This is a genomic window from Pseudarthrobacter ribosi (assembly GCF_055412865.1).
The window spans coordinates 23,679-42,276 of record NZ_JBVAYZ010000006.1; the positions used below are offsets into that span (position 1 = coordinate 23,679).

Annotated in this window: 20 protein-coding genes; 10 read left to right on the forward strand and 10 right to left on the reverse strand. The window is 67.3% G+C overall.

Annotated features, from left to right (window positions below):
- The first annotated feature begins 28 nt into the window (after positions 1-28).
- The 4 genes from ACZYZ5_RS07980 to ACZYZ5_RS07995 all read left to right on the forward strand — a co-directional run bounded on the left by ACZYZ5_RS07980 (position 29) and on the right by ACZYZ5_RS07995 (position 3,309).
- Complete coding sequence (locus tag ACZYZ5_RS07980) at positions 29-1,201, forward strand: cytochrome P450 (RefSeq protein WP_463900740.1); 1,173 nt, start codon at positions 29-31, stop codon at positions 1,199-1,201.
- Entirely contained in the window at positions 1,198-1,392 is a 195-nt protein-coding gene (locus tag ACZYZ5_RS07985; RefSeq protein ID WP_463900741.1) for a ferredoxin, read from the forward strand. Before ACZYZ5_RS07980 ends, ACZYZ5_RS07985 begins: the two co-directional genes overlap by 4 nt.
- Complete coding sequence (locus ACZYZ5_RS07990) at positions 1,389-2,588, forward strand: NAD(P)/FAD-dependent oxidoreductase (RefSeq protein WP_463900742.1); 1,200 nt, start codon at positions 1,389-1,391, stop codon at positions 2,586-2,588. Before ACZYZ5_RS07985 ends, ACZYZ5_RS07990 begins: the two co-directional genes overlap by 4 nt.
- A gap of 106 nt (positions 2,589-2,694) precedes the next feature.
- A complete protein-coding gene (locus ACZYZ5_RS07995) occupies positions 2,695-3,309 on the forward strand; it encodes a TetR/AcrR family transcriptional regulator (protein WP_463900743.1) in 615 nt (204 codons plus the stop codon).
- Between the two features lie 58 nt (positions 3,310-3,367).
- Here the strand turns inward: ACZYZ5_RS07995 and ACZYZ5_RS08000 are convergent, their stop codons facing one another.
- Positions 3,368-4,183 (reverse strand): CPBP family glutamic-type intramembrane protease, encoded by an 816-nt coding sequence (locus ACZYZ5_RS08000; protein WP_463900746.1) that lies wholly within the window; start codon positions 4,181-4,183, stop codon positions 3,368-3,370.
- 105 nt (positions 4,184-4,288) lie between these two features.
- Between ACZYZ5_RS08000 and ACZYZ5_RS08005 the strand changes: the two genes are divergently transcribed.
- Together ACZYZ5_RS08005 and ACZYZ5_RS08010 are read left to right on the forward strand one after the other, a co-directional pair.
- The gene (locus ACZYZ5_RS08005; RefSeq protein ID WP_463900747.1) at positions 4,289-4,762 is read left to right on the forward strand and encodes a MarR family winged helix-turn-helix transcriptional regulator; all 474 of its coding nucleotides are present in this window, start codon (positions 4,289-4,291) and stop codon (positions 4,760-4,762) included.
- An 88-nt stretch (positions 4,763-4,850) separates the two neighbouring features.
- Positions 4,851-6,308, forward strand: a complete 1,458-nt coding sequence (locus ACZYZ5_RS08010; RefSeq protein ID WP_463900749.1) for an MFS transporter — start codon at positions 4,851-4,853, stop codon at positions 6,306-6,308.
- A gap of 106 nt (positions 6,309-6,414) precedes the next feature.
- On the opposite strand, the gene ACZYZ5_RS08015 is transcribed toward ACZYZ5_RS08010, so the two are convergent.
- From ACZYZ5_RS08015 to ACZYZ5_RS08035, 5 genes are all read right to left on the reverse strand, one after another.
- On the reverse strand, positions 6,415-7,227 hold the full coding sequence (locus tag ACZYZ5_RS08015) for an alpha/beta fold hydrolase (protein ID WP_463900751.1): 813 nt from the start codon (positions 7,225-7,227) through the stop codon (positions 6,415-6,417).
- Positions 7,228-7,346: 119 nt separating this feature from the next.
- Complete coding sequence (locus tag ACZYZ5_RS08020) at positions 7,347-8,105, reverse strand: maleylpyruvate isomerase family mycothiol-dependent enzyme (protein ID WP_463900753.1); 759 nt, start codon at positions 8,103-8,105, stop codon at positions 7,347-7,349.
- Complete coding sequence (locus ACZYZ5_RS08025; protein ID WP_463900755.1) at positions 8,105-8,938, reverse strand: fumarylacetoacetate hydrolase family protein; 834 nt, start codon at positions 8,936-8,938, stop codon at positions 8,105-8,107. Before ACZYZ5_RS08025 ends, ACZYZ5_RS08020 begins: the two co-directional genes overlap by 1 nt.
- Positions 8,938-10,068, reverse strand: coding sequence for a cupin domain-containing protein (locus ACZYZ5_RS08030; RefSeq protein WP_463900758.1), 1,131 nt, complete (start codon positions 10,066-10,068; stop codon positions 8,938-8,940). The genes ACZYZ5_RS08025 and ACZYZ5_RS08030 overlap by 1 nt, the downstream gene beginning before the upstream one ends.
- 146 nt (positions 10,069-10,214) lie before the next feature.
- Positions 10,215-11,036 carry an IclR family transcriptional regulator gene (locus ACZYZ5_RS08035; RefSeq protein WP_463900760.1) on the reverse strand — a complete coding sequence of 274 codons (822 nt, stop codon included), beginning with the start codon at positions 11,034-11,036 and terminating at the stop codon, positions 10,215-10,217.
- Between the two features lie 49 nt (positions 11,037-11,085).
- Between ACZYZ5_RS08035 and ACZYZ5_RS08040 the strand changes: the two genes are divergently transcribed.
- Both ACZYZ5_RS08040 and ACZYZ5_RS08045 read left to right on the forward strand, forming a co-directional pair.
- Entirely contained in the window at positions 11,086-12,441 is a 1,356-nt protein-coding gene (locus ACZYZ5_RS08040) for an MFS transporter (protein ID WP_463900762.1), read from the forward strand.
- The gene (locus tag ACZYZ5_RS08045) at positions 12,434-13,690 is read left to right on the forward strand and encodes an FAD-dependent oxidoreductase (RefSeq protein ID WP_463900764.1); all 1,257 of its coding nucleotides are present in this window, start codon (positions 12,434-12,436) and stop codon (positions 13,688-13,690) included. The genes ACZYZ5_RS08040 and ACZYZ5_RS08045 overlap by 8 nt, the downstream gene beginning before the upstream one ends.
- A gap of 30 nt (positions 13,691-13,720) precedes the next feature.
- On the opposite strand, the gene ACZYZ5_RS08050 is transcribed toward ACZYZ5_RS08045, so the two are convergent.
- Entirely contained in the window at positions 13,721-14,080 is a 360-nt protein-coding gene (locus tag ACZYZ5_RS08050) for a DUF6841 family protein (RefSeq protein ID WP_463900766.1), read from the reverse strand.
- Positions 14,081-14,232: 152 nt separating this feature from the next.
- On the opposite strand from ACZYZ5_RS08050, the gene ACZYZ5_RS08055 reads away from it, so the two are divergent.
- Positions 14,233-14,541, forward strand: coding sequence for an antibiotic biosynthesis monooxygenase family protein (locus tag ACZYZ5_RS08055; protein WP_463900768.1), 309 nt, complete (start codon positions 14,233-14,235; stop codon positions 14,539-14,541).
- Here ACZYZ5_RS08055 and ACZYZ5_RS08060 read toward each other — a convergent pair.
- Together ACZYZ5_RS08060 and ACZYZ5_RS08065 are read right to left on the reverse strand one after the other, a co-directional pair.
- Positions 14,538-15,152, reverse strand: a complete 615-nt coding sequence (locus tag ACZYZ5_RS08060) for a DUF6919 domain-containing protein (RefSeq protein ID WP_463900771.1) — start codon at positions 15,150-15,152, stop codon at positions 14,538-14,540. The genes ACZYZ5_RS08055 and ACZYZ5_RS08060 overlap by 4 nt on opposite strands.
- A 5-nt stretch (positions 15,153-15,157) precedes the next feature.
- On the reverse strand, positions 15,158-15,667 hold the full coding sequence (locus ACZYZ5_RS08065; RefSeq protein ID WP_463900774.1) for an SRPBCC family protein: 510 nt from the start codon (positions 15,665-15,667) through the stop codon (positions 15,158-15,160).
- A 257-nt stretch (positions 15,668-15,924) separates the two neighbouring features.
- On the opposite strand from ACZYZ5_RS08065, the gene ACZYZ5_RS08070 reads away from it, so the two are divergent.
- Positions 15,925-16,908 carry an ABC transporter substrate-binding protein gene (locus ACZYZ5_RS08070; protein ID WP_463900776.1) on the forward strand — a complete coding sequence of 328 codons (984 nt, stop codon included), beginning with the start codon at positions 15,925-15,927 and terminating at the stop codon, positions 16,906-16,908.
- Between the two features lie 251 nt (positions 16,909-17,159).
- Here the strand turns inward: ACZYZ5_RS08070 and ACZYZ5_RS08075 are convergent, their stop codons facing one another.
- Positions 17,160-18,593: an NtaA/DmoA family FMN-dependent monooxygenase gene (locus ACZYZ5_RS08075; RefSeq protein WP_463900779.1), complete on the reverse strand. Its 1,434-nt coding sequence runs from the start codon at positions 18,591-18,593 to the stop codon at positions 17,160-17,162.
- Positions 18,594-18,598: the final 5 nt, after the last annotated feature.

Here is an 18,598-nt window from a genome sequence, read left to right on the forward strand (position 1 = left end):
ACCACCCACCATCCGCAAGGAGAGCACCGTGACTGCACCCATCGAATCAGACATCGACATCTGGGACGACGACATCCTCGTCGACCCCTACCCGGCCTACGCCGCGCTCCGCGAGCAGGCCGGCGTCGTGTACCTGCCGAAGAACGACCTATACGTGCTGACGCGTTACGACATCATCCGCGACGTGCTCGGTGATCCGGCGACGTTCTCGTCCACCACGCTCGGCTTCAACCCCATGGTGAACGAGGCGCTGCAGGGCACCTCGCTGGCCTCCGATCCGCCAGTGCACACCCAGCTGCGCGCGACGCTGTCAGAGAACCTCACGCCCCGCGCCCTGCGCGGCCTGAAGGTCACCATCGACGAGAAGGCGGACAAGCTCGTCGCCGAGCTCGTCGCCAGCGGCAGCTTCGAGGCCATCGACTCCCTGGCCCGCGCCTTCCCGCTTGAGATCGTCGCCGATCTCATCGGCTTCAGCGGACACGTCAAGGACAACATGTTGCGCTGGGGGCAGGCCGCGATGCAGGTCCTCGGGCCGCTGAACCAACGCACCCAGGAGAGCTTCCCGATCGCCGGCGAGCTCTACGGCTGGTGCTCCTCGGTCACCGGTGACGACCTCACCCCCGGCTCGATCGGCCGCGGAATCTTCGACGCCGAGACCCGTGGCGACATCCCCGAAGGCACCGCAGGGCACATCATCCACCAGTACCTCGGGGCCGGCGTCGACACAACCATCGCCTCGATCGGGAACATCGTCGCGCTGTTCGGCCGCCACCCGGAGCAGCTTCAGCTCGTCCGCGAGAACCCGGAGCTCGTCCCCGCAGCCTTCGCCGAGGTGCTGCGCTTTTGGACTCCGCTGCACATCTGGGGCCGCACGGCGACCCGGGACGTGGAGATCGACGGCGTAACGGTACCCGCCGGCGCCCAGCTGGGCATTCTCATCGGTGCCGGCAACCGCGACGCCCGCCACTACGAAAACCCCGATATCTTCGACGTGACACGCAACCCCGTGGACCACCTCTCCTTCGGCTACGGGCCGCACGGCTGCGCCGGCCAGGGCCTGGCCAAGCTCGAGGGCCACGCCATCGTCGGCGCCCTCGCGCGCCAGGTGAAGTCGATCACGGTCACCGACGAGGTCCGGGTGCCCAGCAACATGACCCGGAGCATCGACCAGCTCCAAGTTGTTAAGGTCGTGGCCGCATGAGGATCGAACTCGACCGGCCGCGCTGCGAGGGGCACGGCCTCTGCGAGGAAGCCGCGCCCAAGCTCATGCACCTCGACGACGACGGCGAACTCCTCATCGATGTCCCGGAGGTGGACGGGGCCGACCTCGACGCCGCCAAGGCGGCGGTAAGGGTCTGCCCGGTCGCCGCGCTCCGGTTGGAGGCGGCATGACGATGCGCCGGATCGTCGTCGTCGGCAACGGCATCGCCGGGCTCACGGCCTGCGATACACTGCGCTCGGCCGGCTTCGACGGCGAGCTCACGGTCGTAGGTGCCGAGCGCCACCACCCCTACAGCCGCCCGGCCCTGTCGAAGGCGCTGCTGCACGGCGACGATGGCCTGCAGGCCCACGAGCTGCCCGAGCCGACTCACGAAGCGGCCGAGCTGCTCGGCGTCAGTGTTTCAGGCCTGGACATCGACGCCCGGGTCGTACGGCTCGACGGGGGCGGCGAACTGCCGTATGACGGCCTTGTCATCGCCTCAGGTTCCCGGGCGAAGCGCCTCGCCCCCACGGAGGGAGCACGTGAGCCGCGGGACGACGGCTTTGCCCGGGAGCTCACCCTGCGCACGATCGAGGACGCGATCACGCTTAAACAGCGCGTCGCGGCGCGCCCGTCGGTCATTGTGGTCGGCGGCGGACCGCTCGGCATGGAGGTCGCGTCAGGCTGCCTGCAGGCTGGCTGCGAAGTCACGCTCGTCTCCGACGGTCAACCCCTCTCGCGCCAGCTGGGCGGGCATTTATCCGGGATATTCACCACCGCCGCCGCCCGGCGCGGACTGCGGGTCGTTGGCGGCGGGAAGGCGCGCCTCATCGACTCCGATGCCGGGACGCGGGTCGCCCTGGCCGACGGCACTCAACTGGAGGCAGACCTCGTCGTCACCGCCATCGGCGACGAGCCAAACACCAGCTGGCTGGCCGGCTCCAAACTCCTGGTCGACGGGTCGCTTCGGGTGGACACCCGCGGCCGGCTCCGGCCGGAGATTGTTGCCGCCGGTGACGTGGCGTTCTTCCCAACGAGCCGCGGGGTGCAACGTATTCCCTTGTGGACCAGCGCCATCGACCAGGCCAAGGTCGCCGCCGTCGGCCTGCTCCAAGGCGATGCGGCCCCCGAGCTCAACTTCCAGCCGTATTTCTGGACGGAGGGCTTCGGTCTGTCACTCAAGTCGGTCGGCTTCACTCCCGTGGCCGGCGCCCCCGACTACTGCGAGCCGGGCAAAGACCCGGAGTCGATGCTCCTGCGCTGGGAGAACAAGGACGGCTCTGGAACCGCCGCAGCGGTTAACTACCGGATCCCCATCCCGAAACTGCGCCGACTGGCCGACGTCGGCCCTGGGGCACTCCGCCCGGCAGCGCCCGTGAACGTCTGAGGCGAGGCCTCGCGCCGCTTACTTTGTGGCATGTCGGGCCGCTTGCCTTAGCGCAGCTTTGCTCTCCGGCCGGGTAACTACCGCACACCATGGATAGGATCGACACATGTCGTCGTTGCGAGAGGCCCAGAAGCAGCTGACCCGCGACAGGATTGTCGACCGCGCGCTCGAACTCTTCACAGCGAAGGGCTACGCTGCGACGACGATCGACGAGATCGCCGTGGCGGCCGGGACGACCCGGGCGACCTTCTACACGCACTATCCCTCGCGTGCTGACCTGATGAGGGACTTCATGGGGCGCGTCAACGCCGTGCTCGACCGCGCGGATGGCCCGGACCGGGCGACAACCGCTGCCGGACTCGTGGATGTGGTCCGGAGGGGCGGGCTCGAAGGAATCCTTGCCTGGCTCGAGTCGCGCGCTGCGCTCTGGCCGGTCTTCCGCCCCTACCTCGACGTGCTCGACGAGGCCGCCGCCGTCGATCCCGAGGTGCGGGCTTTGGTCCGGGGTTGGCATGAGGAGGTCATCTCCGACATCGTCCGCGGCATGCAACTGGCCGGCCGCTTCTCTCAAGAAACGCACAACATCCGGGGAACGCTCGCCTTCACCCAGCTCGACTACGTCGCGACGCTCTGGACGCGGCGCAAACTCGAGCCAAACCGCGACCACGCGCTCGAGGTGCTCGCCGACAGCTGGTACCACCTGCTCTGCGACGAAGGCTAGTCAGGGCGCAGGGCTTGTCGTTTCTCCCCGGGCACTTCCCAGCCCGGCGAACGCGTGATCAGTACAGGAAAACCGGCAGCCAGTCGCGGTTGTGTGCGTGCACCAGCGCGAGGAACAGCACGAAGTCGAAGGTCAGGTGCACCGTCACGACGTACGTGAGGGACTTCGTCAGCTTGAAGGTGTAGCCCTGCAGCAGGGCGAACGGGAAGGTCAAAAGCGGCCCCCAGGCCTGGTAGCCGATCTCCCACAGAAAGGACGAGAAGATCACGGCTTGCAGGATGTTGGCCAGCCAGTCCGGAAAGTGCCGCCGCAGCAGTGCGAACGTGGTGCAGATGAAAAACAGCTCGTCCCAGATGCCTACGGCGTTCACACCGAGAAAGAGCCGCCAGAAGATGGCCGGGTCGGAGGCGTCGGGCCAGTTTTGGTAGACCCCGGTCCTGGTCAGGTAGACGGGCAGAATGAAGTATCCGAGCAGGACCACGCCGATCAGGTACAACCTCGCGGTCAACGGCCATTTACGGCCGGTATTCACGGGAAATTTGATGATCTCCTCGCGGTAGACGAACCGTGACACCAGCCACGGAATCAGCACGGCCAGGGCGAGGGCGCCGCCCATGATGACCACGTGCTGGGTGCTCAAGTCAGCGTTCAGCGGAACCACGCTGATGATGACCATTCCCGCCGCGATCAGCGCGAGGTGCCGCATCAATAGGCGGTCGATGAAAGCCGCGGTGGCCAGGCCCATGGCAAGCACGCCGTAGCCAAGGTCATTCTCGGCGCCAAACAGCAACACGCCGGACACCGAGACAAGCCCCGCCGGCACCAGCTTCCAGCTGAGCGCGGTACGGTGACTTGCCGTCGAAATCGATGTCACCCCACCAGCATGCCAGTGCCATCCGTGGCGCGAAACGGTTCAGGGGCAGTCACTTTGGGGCGGGCGTCGGACAGGCTGGTCCGGCCCGACGCCTATGCTTATGGAATGGAAAGTGTTGGCGCAGAGGACGGACCGGCGAAGGCTGTGGACCACCGCGCCCTGGCCGTGTCGGTGATCGACATTTCCTCCGATATCCGCCGTAAATCGCTCAATGACACCGGCGTCCGGCCGCTGTCCAACGGCGTGCTGGAAATCCTCCGGGTCATCGAAAGCCAACCCGGCATCACGGTCGCGGAAGTCGCCTCGCGCCTCGGCCGGCAGTTCAGCAACGTCAGTGTCCAGCTCCGCGAACTGGTCGCCGCGGGCCTCGTCACGCGCACCCGTGACGCAGCGGACAAGCGCTATGTCGTCCTCCATTCCACCGCTGAATCCCAGCGGATCAAGGCGCTCCTTGAAGGGGCCTGGGCGGACGCGCTGGCCTCGGCAAGTTCCCGGCTGCTGCCCGAAGAGTGCGAGCAAATCGCGGCCAGCCTGCCCGCCCTGCAACGGCTCGCCTCGATCCTCGCGGAACCCGAGTAACCCACATCACCCCCAAAACGGTCCTGAAGCACGCCCGAATAATAGTTATACTTGCATAACTATTATTAATTCGAAGGGTGGACCTGGGGTGGCAACACAGTTAGCAGATGCGGGTATTCAACAGGGGAGCAGGCCCAAAAGCCGCTGGTGGGCGCTGGTGTTCCTGGCTCTCGCGCAATTCATGGTGGTGCTGGACGGCACCATCGTGAACCTGGCACTGCCGCGTCTCCAGATCGAGATGAGCATCAGTGACTCGACGCGTTCCTGGGTGGTCACGGCCTACGCCCTGGCCTTCGGCGCCTTCCTGTTGCTCGGCGGACGGATAGCGGACTTCTGGGGCCGCAAGCGGACCTTCATCGTGGCCGCCGTCGGCTTTGCCGTCGCGTCCCTGCTCGGCGGCACGGCGCAGCAGCCGTGGGAGCTGATCGGTGCCCGCGCCCTCCAGGGTGTCTTCGCTGCACTGCTGGCCCCCGCTGCCCTGGCCCTCCTGACCGTCGCCTTTCCGGGCGGCAAGGACCGCGGCACGGCGTTCGCAATCTTCGGCTCCATCACCGGTGTCGGTGCCGCCGTCGGCGTCCTGCTGGGCGGGTTCCTGACCGAACACGTGAGCTGGCGCTGGTGCTTCTTCGTGAACGTGCCGATCGCCATCATCGCGCTCGTCGGCGTGTGGGCGCTCGTCAGCGAAAGCAAGGCCCAAGGGTCCACCAAGTACGACTGGCCCGGTGTCATTCTGGCCGCTCTGGGCCTGGGGTCCCTCGTGTACGGCTTCACCAACGCGGAGCACGGCTGGGACGCACCGGAAGCCTGGGGTTTCATCGCCGCCGGCGCCGTGCTCCTGGTGCTATTCGTCGTCGTCGAACGGAAGGTCAAGCACCCCCTCCTGCCAATGCGTGTGGCCACCGAGCGCAACCGCGCAGCGGCCTTTCTGGCCTCGTTCCTGTCTGGAGCGGTGCTCATTGGCGGCATCCTGTTCATCAACTTCTACATCCAGATCGTGCTGCGCTTCGCCCCGTTCCTCGCCGGCCTCGCGTCGCTGCCCATGACCGCGGCGGTGATCATCATGGCAGGGCTCGTGGCGAAGAACTTGCCCAAGCTGGGGGCAAGGATCCCGACGGCCACGGGTCCGGTCTTCCTGGCGGCCGCCATGCTGTGGCTCACCCAGGTGTCCGCCGAGGGCAGCTACCTCGTCAACATGCTGCCCGCGCTGCTCCTGATGGGTGTCGGTCTGGGCATGATCTTCGTGCCGATGCAGAACCTCGCCCTGTTCGGCGTGGACACGGACGACGCCGGTGTGGCCAGCGCCTTGGTCAACGCCTCGCAGCAGATCGGCGGCTCCCTGGGTATCGCCCTGTTCAGCACCATCGCCGCGGCGGCCTCGGCCGGAGGCGCGTCGCTGGCCGCGCTCTCGAGCGGCTACTCCATGGTCTTCCTCTGGGCCGCGGGCGTGGCGATCCTGATCACCCCGATCGCCCTGCTGCTCATCAACATCGACCGCAGGAAGTTCACCGGAACCGAAGCTGACGCCCCGGTGGTCCATCTGGGCTGACCCCGGCCTTCGACGACGTGGATTCGCGGACAGCGAGCTCGGTGACCCACATGACCTATCGCGTGCAGTCCTGAACCGAAGAGCGGTGCTGCAGGTAGCCGCCTCTTTATGGCATGGCGTGCTCACGCACGCGGGCGAGCCATTCGACAACTAGGGCCCGCGTGAGGGTGGGTTGCTCGTGTAGCAGAGCGTGGCCGGCGCGATCGAGTACAGCAAAGGTAGCGCGAGGGTAGTGCTCGATCAGCTCCCATGGGCTTGAGTACCCGGCCGTGGCATCCTGTCGCCCTGCAAGAATCAACACGGGATGAGGATAGGTTTTCGCAGCTTCCGGGCGATCCGCTAGCTCCCAGTTCGAAAAGATTCGCAGCAGGCTCGAGTCGTCGACGAGTGACGCTGAGGGAGCCACAAACTCCAGGAACCGGCGTAACGTTTCTGGCGTCTGCACAACGAAGTAGCTTCGGAAGGAAGCCTCGACCTCCGGGCCCAGTTCGCCGGTCAGATCGGCCGACGAAGCGAGAACCTCGTGCTGGGGCACGTCCCGAGTGTGCGCGCCAACCGGGCAGATTAACGCCAGCCCGACAACCTGGTCAGGTCTCCGATTTGCAATCGCACGGGCTAAGTACCCACCGTACGACTGACCCACGACAAGAAACGGGTCAGCACCAATGGTGCTGTCGATCAGGCCGAGCAGAACGTCCAGGACGTCATCGTTGCTCGTGATCGACGCCGGCGCCGGAGTGCGGCCCATCCCCGGCAGGTCCGGATACAGGCGCCGAAAGCCGGGAGCGTCGTAGAATATCGGTTCCAGGGCGCCGGCCATCTCGCGATGATCCGCACCGGCGCCGTGCAGAGCCAGAACCGGCGTGCCGCTGCCGTGCTGGGCGTAATGCACAGCCACTCCGCCGACCGTAGCCTCCATCCAGACAGTGTAGATCGCGTCGGGACTTCGTGGCGGCGCTCATCGGTGCGGTTGGCTGCGGGTGGCTGCCCCGGTCTTTAGTCCATCTTCTCCGCGAAATACCTTGGGTTGTGACGGGCTCAGATCCACTTCGGTGCGGCCGGAACCGTCCCGTTGGTTGTTTCAGTGCCGGGTGCGGCGGCGGTGACGCCGCTGTGGCCGCGGCCGGCGGCCCATTCGACCACGGCGGCCAGCGGTCCGGCGACCACGGTCGGGGCCGCCGACGCGGTGTCCCCGAAGGTGAGGTCCTGGTCCGTTACCTTGACCACGAGCCCCGCGTCGGTGCCGCGGGTGTGCCAGGCGCCGGTGATGTCCCTCAGGAGCCGTTCCAGCACGGGCGCCGGGATGTCCCCAAAGACGGCGCCGTTGTCCAGGTCCACGGCGTGGATCCATACTTCGCGGGTGCGCATCCAGACCGTTTCGGTGGCGGGCACTTCCCGGCCCTGGATGGTACGGACTTTGTGGTGCCACGCGTCCCCGGGCAGGTCCCGCCATTCGACGTTCAGGTGCACGGCGGAGTGGTCGAACAGGTGCCGCAGCGCGATCGGGCTCAGCGTGGCGCCGAAGTCGATCTCGTGGTCACGGACCGCGGTGGAGGCATACATCGGGGTTTCCACCCCGGTGGCCGCCCACTCGACTAGCCGGGCGATGGCCCGGGCGTTGTAGCCGATGTGCGCGGTGATGTGGCGGCGGGTCCAGCCGGGCAGCAGCGAATCGCCGTCGAGCTCCGCGTCGGTGAGTTCGTTGAGCTTGCGGGCGAAGAACGCCGTGCCCCGGCGCGCCTGCAGCAGGGCCGCCAGCAGCTCCGGGTCCGTCGTCTGGTCGTGGCGGGCAACCATCAGGCTTCCTTGACCACGCGGTTCTTCAGCTGTCCCAGGCCCTCGATGGTGGTGACCAGGAGCTGGCCTTCCTGCAGGTAGCGCTTCGGGTCCTGGGCGTGGCCCACCCCTCCCGGCGTTCCGGTGGCGATGACGTCGCCCGGGTTCAGGGTAATGATGGTGGAGATGTAGGAGATCAGGAACTCCGGCGTGAAGACAACGTCGTTCGTCGGGGTCTGCTGCTGGATATCGCCGTCGACCGCGGTGGTCATCAGGCCGCCGCTGAACTCGTCCTTTGTGACCAGGGCAGGGCCGAACGGGGTGGACTTCTCCCAGGTCTTGCCCTGCAGCCACTGGACGGTGCGGAACTGGTAGTCGCGCATGGACACATCGTTGAGCACCGCGTACCCGGCGATGTGGTCCGCGGCGTCGGCTTCGGCGATCCGGCGGCCCTTCTTGCCGATCACGACGGCGAGTTCGGACTCCCAGTCGACCGTGTCAGATTCCTGCGGGAGGGCCAGGTCATCGTTCGGGCCGATCAGGGATTCCTGGTACTTCGCGAACAGGGTGGGGAACTCGGGGACTTCCCGGCCCATCTCCTTGATGTGGTTGCGGTAGTTGTGGCCCACGCAGATGATCTTCCCGGGGGAGGGGACGACGGCGTCGAGGTCGGCTCCCTCGAGCGGGTGCGTGGCGCCGGATGCGTTCTGCGCGGTCGTTTCCCAGTCCGCGGTGCGCAGCAGGGCTCCGACGTCGGCGAAGCCGTCGATCTCGGTCAGGGTGTCGCCGTCCTGGCGCACGGCCTTCGTGACAGTTTTTTCCCCTTGGGCGAGGCGGAGGGTGAGGAGTCTCATTATTTGTTGCGTCCTTCGATGTAGGTGCGGTTGAAGTTCAGCCGTTCGAAAATGGGGGCGTCGCTGAAGCGGAAGAGATCAAAGCCGGTCTGAGCGTGCAGGGACCATTCGGCCCAGGACGGGATGACGAACAGGTCGCCCTTCTCCAAGGTCCTGACCTCGCCGTTCAGGGTGGCGGTGCCGGAGCCTTCGAAGACCTGCCAGACGCTCGAGCCGACCTCGCGGAGGGCTTCGGTGGAGGCGCCGGCGCGGAGGCGGTGGAATTCGGCCCGGATGGTCGGCATCACGTCCCCGCCGGTGGTGGGGTTGGTGTAGCGGACGGCGGCGTGGCCCTGGGACACGGTGGCCGGATGGCCCTCGTCCTCGAGCAGCAGCTGCTCGGTGAGGGCCCGGTCCGTGTATTCCCAGCGGTACGCCGCGATCGGGGAGCTCGTGGTGTCGTCCAGGCCGGAGAGCGGGCGCAGGCCGGGGTGAGCCCAGAGCCGCTCGGAGCGGGAGATGTCCGGGGTGGCCTCGTCGGTGACGCGCTCGGTGCCGAACTCGAAGAAGCCGGCGTCGGCGTAGTGCACGAACGGGATGTCCAGGCCGTCGATCCAGGCCATCGGCTCATCGGTGTCGTTGTGGTGGCCGTGGAAGTTCCAGCCCGGGGTCAGCAGGAAATCCCCGCGCGACATCCGGACCGGATCACCGTTCACGACCGTCCAGACGCCTTCGCCCTCGACCACGAAGCGGAACGCGTTCTGCGAGTGGCGGTGTTCCGGGGCGGTCTCGCGGGCACCGAGGTACTGGATGGCCGCCCACAGGGTCGGGGTGGCGTACGGCGTCCCGGCCAGGCCCGGGTTGGCCAGGGCGATGGCGCGGCGTTCCCCGCCGCGGCCCACGGGAACCAGGTCACCGGCGCGGGCGGCCAGCGGGTACAGGTCGCTCCACCGCCACACGTGCGGCACCGCCTTCGGCGTCGGGACCATCGGCATCAGGTCCCCGATCTCGGTCCAGAGCGGGATCAGGTTCTCGCGGTCAAAATCCCGGTACAGCTCTTTCAGCTGCGCAGCTTCTTCGGGCGTCGGCTCCGCAGCGACGTGCTGCGCGGCCACTGATTCGTGAGTCGTGTTCTCGGCGCTGATGGACACGTGGGCCTCCTCGGTAGGTCAGAACAGTTCTTGGGCGTAGTTCGACTCTACGGACGCGGCTGTGTGACCCCCAACATATTCTGCCAGTCAGAATTGCTGGACTGGCACTGCCGGCGCCGGGTGCCCGACGGCGTGCCCGCCGGACGTCAGTCCGGCTCCGCCGGATTGGCCGCGATGTCGATCTGCAGCTGGCGGCAGGTTTCCCGCAGGGCGGGGACGAGCCCGGCGTCGAACACTCTGCGGAAGCGGGTCGAGGGAGTCGCGACGCTGAGCGCGCCGACGACATGCCCGTGACGGTTGTGCAGGGCCATCCCGAGGGCGCTCACGCCATCTTCGGTGCCTTCGAAATTGGCCGCGAAGCCGTTGCTGCGGATGGATTCCAGCTCGCGCAGGAACGCGGGGTAATCCGCCGCCGGAATCGTGTCCCCGCCGATTTCGGCGTTGTTGCTGCGGAAGAGCTGATCGATCATGTGGGGCTCCAGTTCGGCGAGCATGGCCTTGCCCCCGGAGGTTTTGTTTGCCGGCATCACGGTCCCCTGCCGGTCACCAACCCGCAACACATTGGTTCCCTCCACCGTGGCCAGGAAACGCACTTTTGTCCCCACCCGCACCATGAGGTTGACGGTCTCGTTGAGCTGCGCGGAGAGCAGTTCCATGTGCGGCTGGGCGAGCGAGCGGAGCAGCCTGGTCCAGCCCAGTCCGGCCGGCCCAACGCCCATGGCTGGACCGGGCACGTAGCGGCGGGTCTCGTCCTGCACAGCGAACCCCCGGTAGACCAGCATGGCGAGGAGGCGGTGCGCGGTGGACGGGGCAACCCCCAGCTCCTCGGCGGCGTCCTTGAGCCGCAACGTCCCGACGTCGCGGAGCAGCTGCAGGAGCTGCAACGCGTTGTCGACCGCCTCAATGGAATAGGTCGGCCGCTTCTGGACCGGCTTCCGGGCCGCCTTGGACGCTGGCTTGTTCTGCACATCAGAATTGTATTGTGGTTCACCTGCGACGGCTAGGACAGTGAGTGGCATGAATCACACACCTTCCGCTGCAGCGCCGCACCGGTCTGCGCCCGGGGCTCCGGCCCCCATCGCCGATGGGCCCGCGTCACGGTTCTCCAAAGGCTCGGCACTCGCCGTCTTCGTCTGCTGGCTTTTGGTGGTCTTCGATGGCTACGACCTCATTGTCTACGGCACCGTCCAGTCCTCCCTGATCTCCGAGACCGGTTGGGGCCTGACCAAGGCCACCGCCGGAACCATCGGGTCCATGGCCTTCCTCGGCATGATGATCGGGGCGATCTTCGCCGGCCGTATGGCCGACTCATGGGGCCGGCGCCGCACCATTCTGGGCTGCGCCATCGTCTTCTCAATCTTCACCGTCCTCTGCGCCTTCGCCCCCAACGCGGCCGTCTTCGGGGCCCTGCGTCTCCTCGCCGGCATCGGGCTCGGCGGACTGGTGCCCTCGGCGAACGCCCTCGTTGCCGAACTGGTCCCCACCAAATGGCGGTCCACCATCGCCACCCTGATGATGTCCGGTGTTCCGATCGGCGGATCCATTGCCGCGCTCGTCGGCATCCAGCTGATCCCCGCCTACGGCTGGAAGTCCATGTTCCTTGTGGCCGTGCTGGCCCTGGTGATCGTGGTGCCGCTCGGACTGAAGTACCTTCCCGAGACGCTGGCTCCGGTCAGCGCCACAGACAAGGCCGCCCGCAAGGCAGCCGCTAAAGCCGGCGGGATCAAGGAGCCGTCAGGCTTCTCCTCGCTGCTCCGCGCCCCGTACCTGGGGGTCAGCGTCCTGTTCGCCCTGGCGACGATCGCCACCCTGTTCGCCTGGTACGGGCTGGGAACCTGGCTGCCGAACCTCATGCAGCTGGCCGGTTACAACCTGGGGTCCGCGCTGACCTTCGCCCTGGCCCTCAACCTGGGGGCCGTGGCCGGTTCGGTCATCACGGCCTGGGCCGGGACCCGGTTCGGGCCGGTGCCGACCGCGATCGCGGCAGCCGCCGTCGCCGCCGTCGCGCTGATGGTCCTGGTGACCGGACCGTCAGTGACGGTCGTGTACCTCATGCTGGTCCTCGCCGGCGTCGGCACCCACGGCACCCAGTGCCTGATCATCGCCGCAGTCGCGAGCCACTATCCCGGACACCTGCGGGGGACCGCGCTGGGCTGGGCGCTGGGCACGGGCCGCATCGGCGCCGTCGCCGCACCCCAGGTAGGCGGCCTGCTGCTCGCCGCCGGGCTGGGCGTCAACTCGAACTTCCTCGCCTTCGCCGGTGCAGCCGCCATCGCCGCGGTCCTGCTGGCCGCCATCGGCCTCAAACTCAAGTCCAAACTCTCAACCTCCCCCACACCCTCACTCTCACCAACAGGAGCAAGCAATGTCTGAGCACGCCACGTCCACCGATGTCCTCGTCATCGGAGGGGGAATGGCCGGACTGGCCGGAGCCCTCGCGCTGCGGGAAAACGGCGCCAACGTCACCCTCGTGGAACGGGCCCCCGAATTCGGCGAGGTCGGCGCCGGGCTGCAGATGGCCCCCAACGCCTCCCGTGTCCTGAAGCGCTGGGGCCTGCTGGAAAAGGCGCTGGAAATCGGTGTCCAGCCCAAGCACCTGGTCTTCCGGGACGCCGTCACCGGTGAGGAGCTCACCCGCCAGACCCTGAACGGGGAATTCGCGGAGCGCTACGGAGCGCCGTACGTCGTGATCCACCGCAGCGACCTGCACCGGGTCTTGCTCGAAGGCTGCGAGGCGGCCGGCGTCACGCTGGTCAACGACGTCATGGTCGAAAGTGTTGAAACCGTCAACGGCCACGGCGTCGCCCACACCGCCGCCGGCGTGGACTACGAGGCCGACGTCGTGATCGGCGCAGACGGGCTGAAGTCCACCCTGCGGCCGCTCGTGGCCAACGACGAGCCCGTCCCCTCGGCCTACGTCGCCTACCGCGGTACCGTGCCGATCACCGAAAACACCCCCAAGGCGGACCTCGAGGACGTCATCGTCTACCTCGGCCCCGACTGCCACCTCGTGCAGTACCCGCTGCGCAAGGGCGAGCTGCTGAACACCGTGGCCGTCTTCAAGTCCGCCTCCTTCGAGCGCGGCGAGGAGCAGTACGGCGGAGTGGACGAGCTGGAGGCTGCGTACAAGGATTGCGTCCCGGCCGTCCGGGAAGCACTGAAGAACCTGGCCACCGGCATCCGCTGGCCCATGTACGACCGTGACCCGATCGAAAACTGGGTCGCCGGGCGGATGGTGCTGATGGGCGACGCCGCGCACCCGATGCTCCAGTACCTCGCCCAGGGCGCCTGCCAGGCCCTCGAGGACGCCGCCGCGCTGCAGGACGTCAGCAACGGCACCGTCTTCACCGCCGACGGCATCCACCCGGAGGCCTGGGACGGTGCGATCAGGGAATTCAACACCCTCCGCGCCGGCCGCACGGCCCGCGTGCAGCGCACCGCCCGCGTCTGGGGCGAATCCTGGCACGTTTCCGGCCTGGCCCGGACGCTGCGGAACCTGCTCTTCAAGAGCCGGAAGGACAACGACTTCCGGTACAACGACTGGCTGTACGGCCAGGACGGCGACGGCGTGCCGCCCGTCCGTGAGGCCCGGTCCAGCGCCCCGGAACGCGTCTCCGCCTGACCTGCTCCGGCCTTGCTTATTCAGACGAGTTCAGGCCATGAGCGTAAGCACGGCGATCCGGTACCCCTCGGCTGTTTCGATGAGCTGGTAGCAGAACCGCTCCCGCGGCCTCCCGCCGTAGGACCAGGTGACGTCGGCCCAGACGGTGCCGGGCGTCTCGCCCATGATGGCGATGCGCTTCTCAATGTCGTTTACCCCGGCGTATTGGCCGAATGCGGAGGCGAAGAACTCCTCGGTCTGCCGGGAGTCACTCACCGGGATCGACGTGCCGGGGAACAGAATGAGCGCCGGCACCGCGTACATCCCCGCGATCGCCTTGGCGTCGCGCGCCAACAGTGCCGAGGCGTAGCGTTCGAAAAACCCGTCTACCGTCCTCTTCGTCTCGTTCATGGCATCAGACTACAAATCCCTTGAATCCCGCGCACTGACTTTCTGAAACCGGGCGGGGGACGGCCATCGGGTAAATCGGCCCTACCGGCAGGACGCCCGCCGGGCCGATAATCGGGGGTATCCACCCCTTGCAGACTATGGAGGCGATCGACGTGTCAGTTTATACGCTGGGAATCTGGTTGGTGCACCCGGGCCGCGAGAATGATTTCGTGCAGGCCTGGCGGGATCTGGCCCGCAAAACCCAGGAAGACTTCCCGCACGCGAAGGCCGTGCTGATGCATGACCACGACGTCCGGAACCGGTTCATCAGCACCGGCCCGTGGGAGTCCCTGGAACAGGCCGAAGTATGGCGGGCGTCCGAGACGTTCAAGCAGAGCATGGAGGGTATGCACGACATGCTGGAGCATTTCGAGGCACGCACCCTGGACGAGGCCGCCAGCATCGGCTGGGATACCCCCTAGCCGCCCGCTTCCGCGCCGGCCAGCGCCGTGAGTACTGCCGGCAGGAGCAAGCCGTTCCGTCCCCAAACCGGGTCGAAGACCTCCACGTACCAGGACTCGGCGAGCAGCAGGGCGAGGGTGTCGTTGGCCTCCTCGGACCAGTCCCGGAGCTGCTCTTCGCCGGCCGGGCCTTCGCTGCTGCCCAGGACTGTCGCCACTTCGCCGTCCTGCAGGGTGACGGGGATGGAGGACTGGCTCGCTTCACCGGGAGCGTGGGCCACGGTCACCAGATCCGTCCCGCCGGACAGCGTCAGGAGCGCGGCCGCTGACTCCACACTGCAGAATCCCGTCACGTAGGCGCGCTGCGAGTGCCCCTCCGCGAGCACGCCGGGTTGTGATTCCCTGGTAAAGAGCCCGTTCCGGTTCAGCTCCGCGAGCTCGCCGGCGATGGCCGTCGTCTCATCGTCGAAGCCCGGGGCAAACGTTCCCGGCTGATACTCGCTCCGGCCCTCCAGCCAGCGCGCGGTCAGCTCCCCGGCCGCGGGGATGGTGCCCGCCTGCCTCCAGACCTCGCGGTCCGCCAGGAGCCGCCCGAAGGTGTCCCGTTCGGTGGTGTATCTGTCTTCTGCCATCGGATCTACGCCTCCCTGGCGTTGGTGCCGGCCGTGCTGACCGCTGAGTGCTGCCGCAGCAGCAGGGCGAGGCGCTCGCAGCTCAGGCGCAGGGCCTCCAGCTCACGCCGACTGTACTCATCAATCGTGCGGTGGACCAGCTCCGGCAGCTCGCCGACCTCCTCGTCCACCTCGAACTCGTGGTCGAGTGTGACTTCGGAGAACCCGTCCGTCCCGTGGATGGCCCAGCCGCCGGTCAGGCTCAGCAGCGGGGGTTCCAGCCCGAGCTGCCGGAACTCGGCACGGTGCCCCTGGGCGTCAAAGACGCGGTGGCAGTGGCTGGAGTTCAGGGAACCGTTCGCCACGACGGACGGCCGGATTTCGTGAGCGGAATCGTCACCGCTGACCCGCTCGGAGTAAACGGTGAGGCCATCCAGGTAAGGCCAGTGCGAGGAGTCCCGCAGCACCGTGAAGATGAGGTCGGCCGGGGCATCGATGGTGAGCCGGTGGGTTGTGCGGCGTGTGGTCAACGACAAGTCCTGCACCTCCTGTGATCTGCGGGCTTGTTAAGCAATCTAGGCCAGCCGGGCCGCGGTACGCAGATCTTTGTCCCACTGCGTCACCTCAGGCAATCTGGGGTAACACTGGGTCCCCGCGGGGGACCTCCGCGGTCGCCGGATGAAGCCCGGTGACCCCGCGTAACGACTGGTTTCACGGCGCTTTGACCGGCCTTGCACCGGCCCGGATAGTTGCTGGCACCAGCACCACATCCGAACCTTCCAAGGGGAGAACAATGTCCAGAAATACCCTCAAATCCGGCGTCACCGTGGCACTCGCGGCCGCCGCCCTGCTGGGCCTCGCGGCCTGCTCCGATCCCGGCGCCTCCGCCGCCGGCAACGCCAGCCCAACGGCGTCGTCTGCCTCGGGCCTCAAGCAGTTCAACCTCTCAGCGGAGCAGGACCGGATCAGGGTGACCGTCAACCAGGACGCCGCGGCCCTGGTCCCGGAGGCGATCAAGACTGACGGCAAGCTGACCGTCGCCGTCAGCCCGTTCGCCGCGCCGCTGGCCGTCTACGCCACCGACAACAAGACGCCGGTGGGCAACGAAGTCGACCTCGCCGTCGCGCTGGCTCAGTCCCTTGGGCTGGAGGCCGAGATCATGCCCACCGCCTGGGCCGACTGGCCCCTCGGCGTCGAGTCCGGCAAGTACGAGGCCGTGCTGTCCAACGTGACGGTGACGGAGGAGCGCAAGCTCAAGTTCGACTTTGCCAGCTACCGAGACGACAAGCTGGGCTTCTACGCCAAGGCCGACAGTGCCATCAGCGGGGTTGAGACCGCCGAGGACGTGGCCGGCAAGCGCGTGATCGTGGGCTCCGGCACCAACCAGGAATCCATCCTGCTGCGCTGGGACGAGGAGAACAAGGCAAAAGGCCTGAAGCCGGTCGAGTTCCAGTATTACGACGACGATTCCGCCTCCCAGCTGGCCCTCCAGTCCGGCCGTGCGGACCTCACCTTCGGCCCGAACGCCACGGCGGCCTTCAAGGCCGCCTCGGACGCCAAGACCAAGCTCGTGGGGCTCGTCGACGGCGGCTGGCCGCTGAAGGCGAACATCGCAGCCACCACCAAGAAGGGCAACGGCTTTGCCGTGGCCGCCGCGGCCGGCCTGAACCACCTGATCGAGGACGGCTCCTACGCCAAGATCCTGGACCGCTGGGGCCTGAGCTCCGAGGCCGTGTCCAAGTCCGAGGTCAACCCGGCGGGCCTGCCCAAGAAGTAGCCCACCCAGCCACAAGGAATCCCCGCCGGAAAGGGTCCGGCGGGGATTCTGCGTCGATTGCTCCGTAACCGCCCTTATGGGCCCTGAAAACGGCGGTTACGGAGCAACCGATGCTGATGGGCGGTGCGGATCCGTTAGAGATACTGCAGCCAGAGCGTCAGCTGCAGCCGGATGAGGCTGGTCCCGCTGCCGTCGTTGCTGCTGGTTTCGGTGTGTCCCACGGCGGTGCCGGAGTCCGGGCTGCTCATCCTCTAGGCCCGCGCCGTCACTGCCAGGGATACCGGGGAAGCCTCAGCGTCGCTGTCCTCGGGGCGGACGGGCGTGGCCAGTCCAAGGTTTTCCCGCAGCGTGGTGCCGGCATACTGCGTCGGATACACACCGCGCTCCTGCAGGGCCGGAACAAGGTGGTTGACGATGTCATCCAGCCCGCTCGGGACGAGCCAGGGCGAGATGTTGAAGCCGTCGACCGCACCGGTGCGGGCATACTCCGTGAGGCGGTCTGCGACCTCCGTGTAGGAACCGGTGAAGGTGGAGTCGCCGCGGGAGGTTTTGGCGGAGACGAACTGGCGGATGGAGAGGCCCTTTTCCCTGGCTTCCGCGCGCCACTGGTCCGCCAGTTGACGGGCCTTGGCGCCGTGGAAGCCGCTGCCGCGGGTTTCGGACGTTTCCTCCACTACCGGATCGATGGCAGGGAGCGGGCCGTCCGGATCGAACCCCTGCAGCTCGCGGCCCCAGAACTGCTCCAGGTAGGCGATGGCCTGCTGCGGGCCGATCTGCAATTCACGCACCCAGGCCTTCTTGTCCAGGGCCTCCTGCGGGGTGGCGGCCAGGATGAACTCGCTGGCCGGCATGATCTTGACATCGTTCGCGCTCCGGCCGGCCTTGAGGGTGCGTTCGACGATGTCATTGCGGAACGTCAAGGCATCCTCGAGCTGCGGGTGCGCGGAGAAGATGACGTCCGCCTGGCGGGCGGCGAAGTCGCGGCCCTCGGGTGAATCCCCGGCCTGGAACAGGACCGGCCGGTACTGGGCGCTGCGCGGCAGCCGCGGGGTGACGTCGACGGCGTAGTGCTGGCCGGTGTGCCGCACCCGACGGACGGCGTTGGGGGCAGCCCAGCGCTCTGCCGAGGCTGACGGGGCGACGGCGTCATCGGACCAGGCATCCCAGATCCGCTTGGCCGTTTCCACGAACGCTTCGGCGTGCACGTAACGGTCCGCATGGTCGAGGTAGCCCCCGCGGCGGAAATTGGCCCCGGTCCAGGCATTGTCCGTGGTGACGATATTCCAGGCCGCGCGGCCTCCGGAGATCAGGTCCAGGGACGAGAGCCGGTGGGCCAGGTCGGCGGGGTCGTTGTAGGTGGTGTTCTGGGTGGCCACCAGACCGATGTGTGTAGTCACGGCGGCCAGGGCTGCCAGGGCGGTCTGCGCATCGGGCCGGCCTGCGACGTCGAGGGCGTGGGGGCGGCCGAGGTGCTCGCGCAGCCGCAGTCCTTCGCCGAGGAAGAACGCGGAGAACAGCCCGCGTTCGGCGGTCTGGGCGATCCGCCGGAACGATTCGAAGTCCGTCTGGGAGCCGGACTCGGCCGTTTTCCAGATGGTTCCCGAATTAACGCCCTGGAAAAAGACGCCCAGGCGGAGCTGCCCGGACGGCGTGAATTCCCGGGCCGAAGTCGAAGCATGGCTCATGGTTC

Coding starts and splice junctions, on each gene's coding strand:
- ACZYZ5_RS07985 (WP_463900741.1), top strand. CDS start 1,198: ATGAGGATCGAACTCGACCGGCCGCGCTGCGAGGGGCACGGCCTCTGC.
- ACZYZ5_RS07990 (WP_463900742.1), top strand. CDS start 1,389: ATGACGATGCGCCGGATCGTCGTCGTCGGCAACGGCATCGCCGGGCTC.
- ACZYZ5_RS07995 (WP_463900743.1), top strand. CDS start 2,695: ATGTCGTCGTTGCGAGAGGCCCAGAAGCAGCTGACCCGCGACAGGATT.
- ACZYZ5_RS08005 (WP_463900747.1), top strand. CDS start 4,289: ATGGAAAGTGTTGGCGCAGAGGACGGACCGGCGAAGGCTGTGGACCAC.
- ACZYZ5_RS08015 (WP_463900751.1), bottom strand. CDS start 7,227: ATGGAGGCTACGGTCGGCGGAGTGGCTGTGCATTACGCCCAGCACGGC.
- ACZYZ5_RS08020 (WP_463900753.1), bottom strand. CDS start 8,105: ATGGTTGCCCGCCACGACCAGACGACGGACCCGGAGCTGCTGGCGGCC.
- ACZYZ5_RS08025 (WP_463900755.1), bottom strand. CDS start 8,938: ATGAGACTCCTCACCCTCCGCCTCGCCCAAGGGGAAAAAACTGTCACG.
- ACZYZ5_RS08040 (WP_463900762.1), top strand. CDS start 11,086: ATGAATCACACACCTTCCGCTGCAGCGCCGCACCGGTCTGCGCCCGGG.
- ACZYZ5_RS08045 (WP_463900764.1), top strand. CDS start 12,434: ATGTCTGAGCACGCCACGTCCACCGATGTCCTCGTCATCGGAGGGGGA.
- ACZYZ5_RS08050 (WP_463900766.1), bottom strand. CDS start 14,080: ATGAACGAGACGAAGAGGACGGTAGACGGGTTTTTCGAACGCTACGCC.
- ACZYZ5_RS08060 (WP_463900771.1), bottom strand. CDS start 15,152: ATGGCAGAAGACAGATACACCACCGAACGGGACACCTTCGGGCGGCTC.
- ACZYZ5_RS08070 (WP_463900776.1), top strand. CDS start 15,925: ATGTCCAGAAATACCCTCAAATCCGGCGTCACCGTGGCACTCGCGGCC.
- ACZYZ5_RS08075 (WP_463900779.1), bottom strand. CDS start 18,593: ATGAGCCATGCTTCGACTTCGGCCCGGGAATTCACGCCGTCCGGGCAG.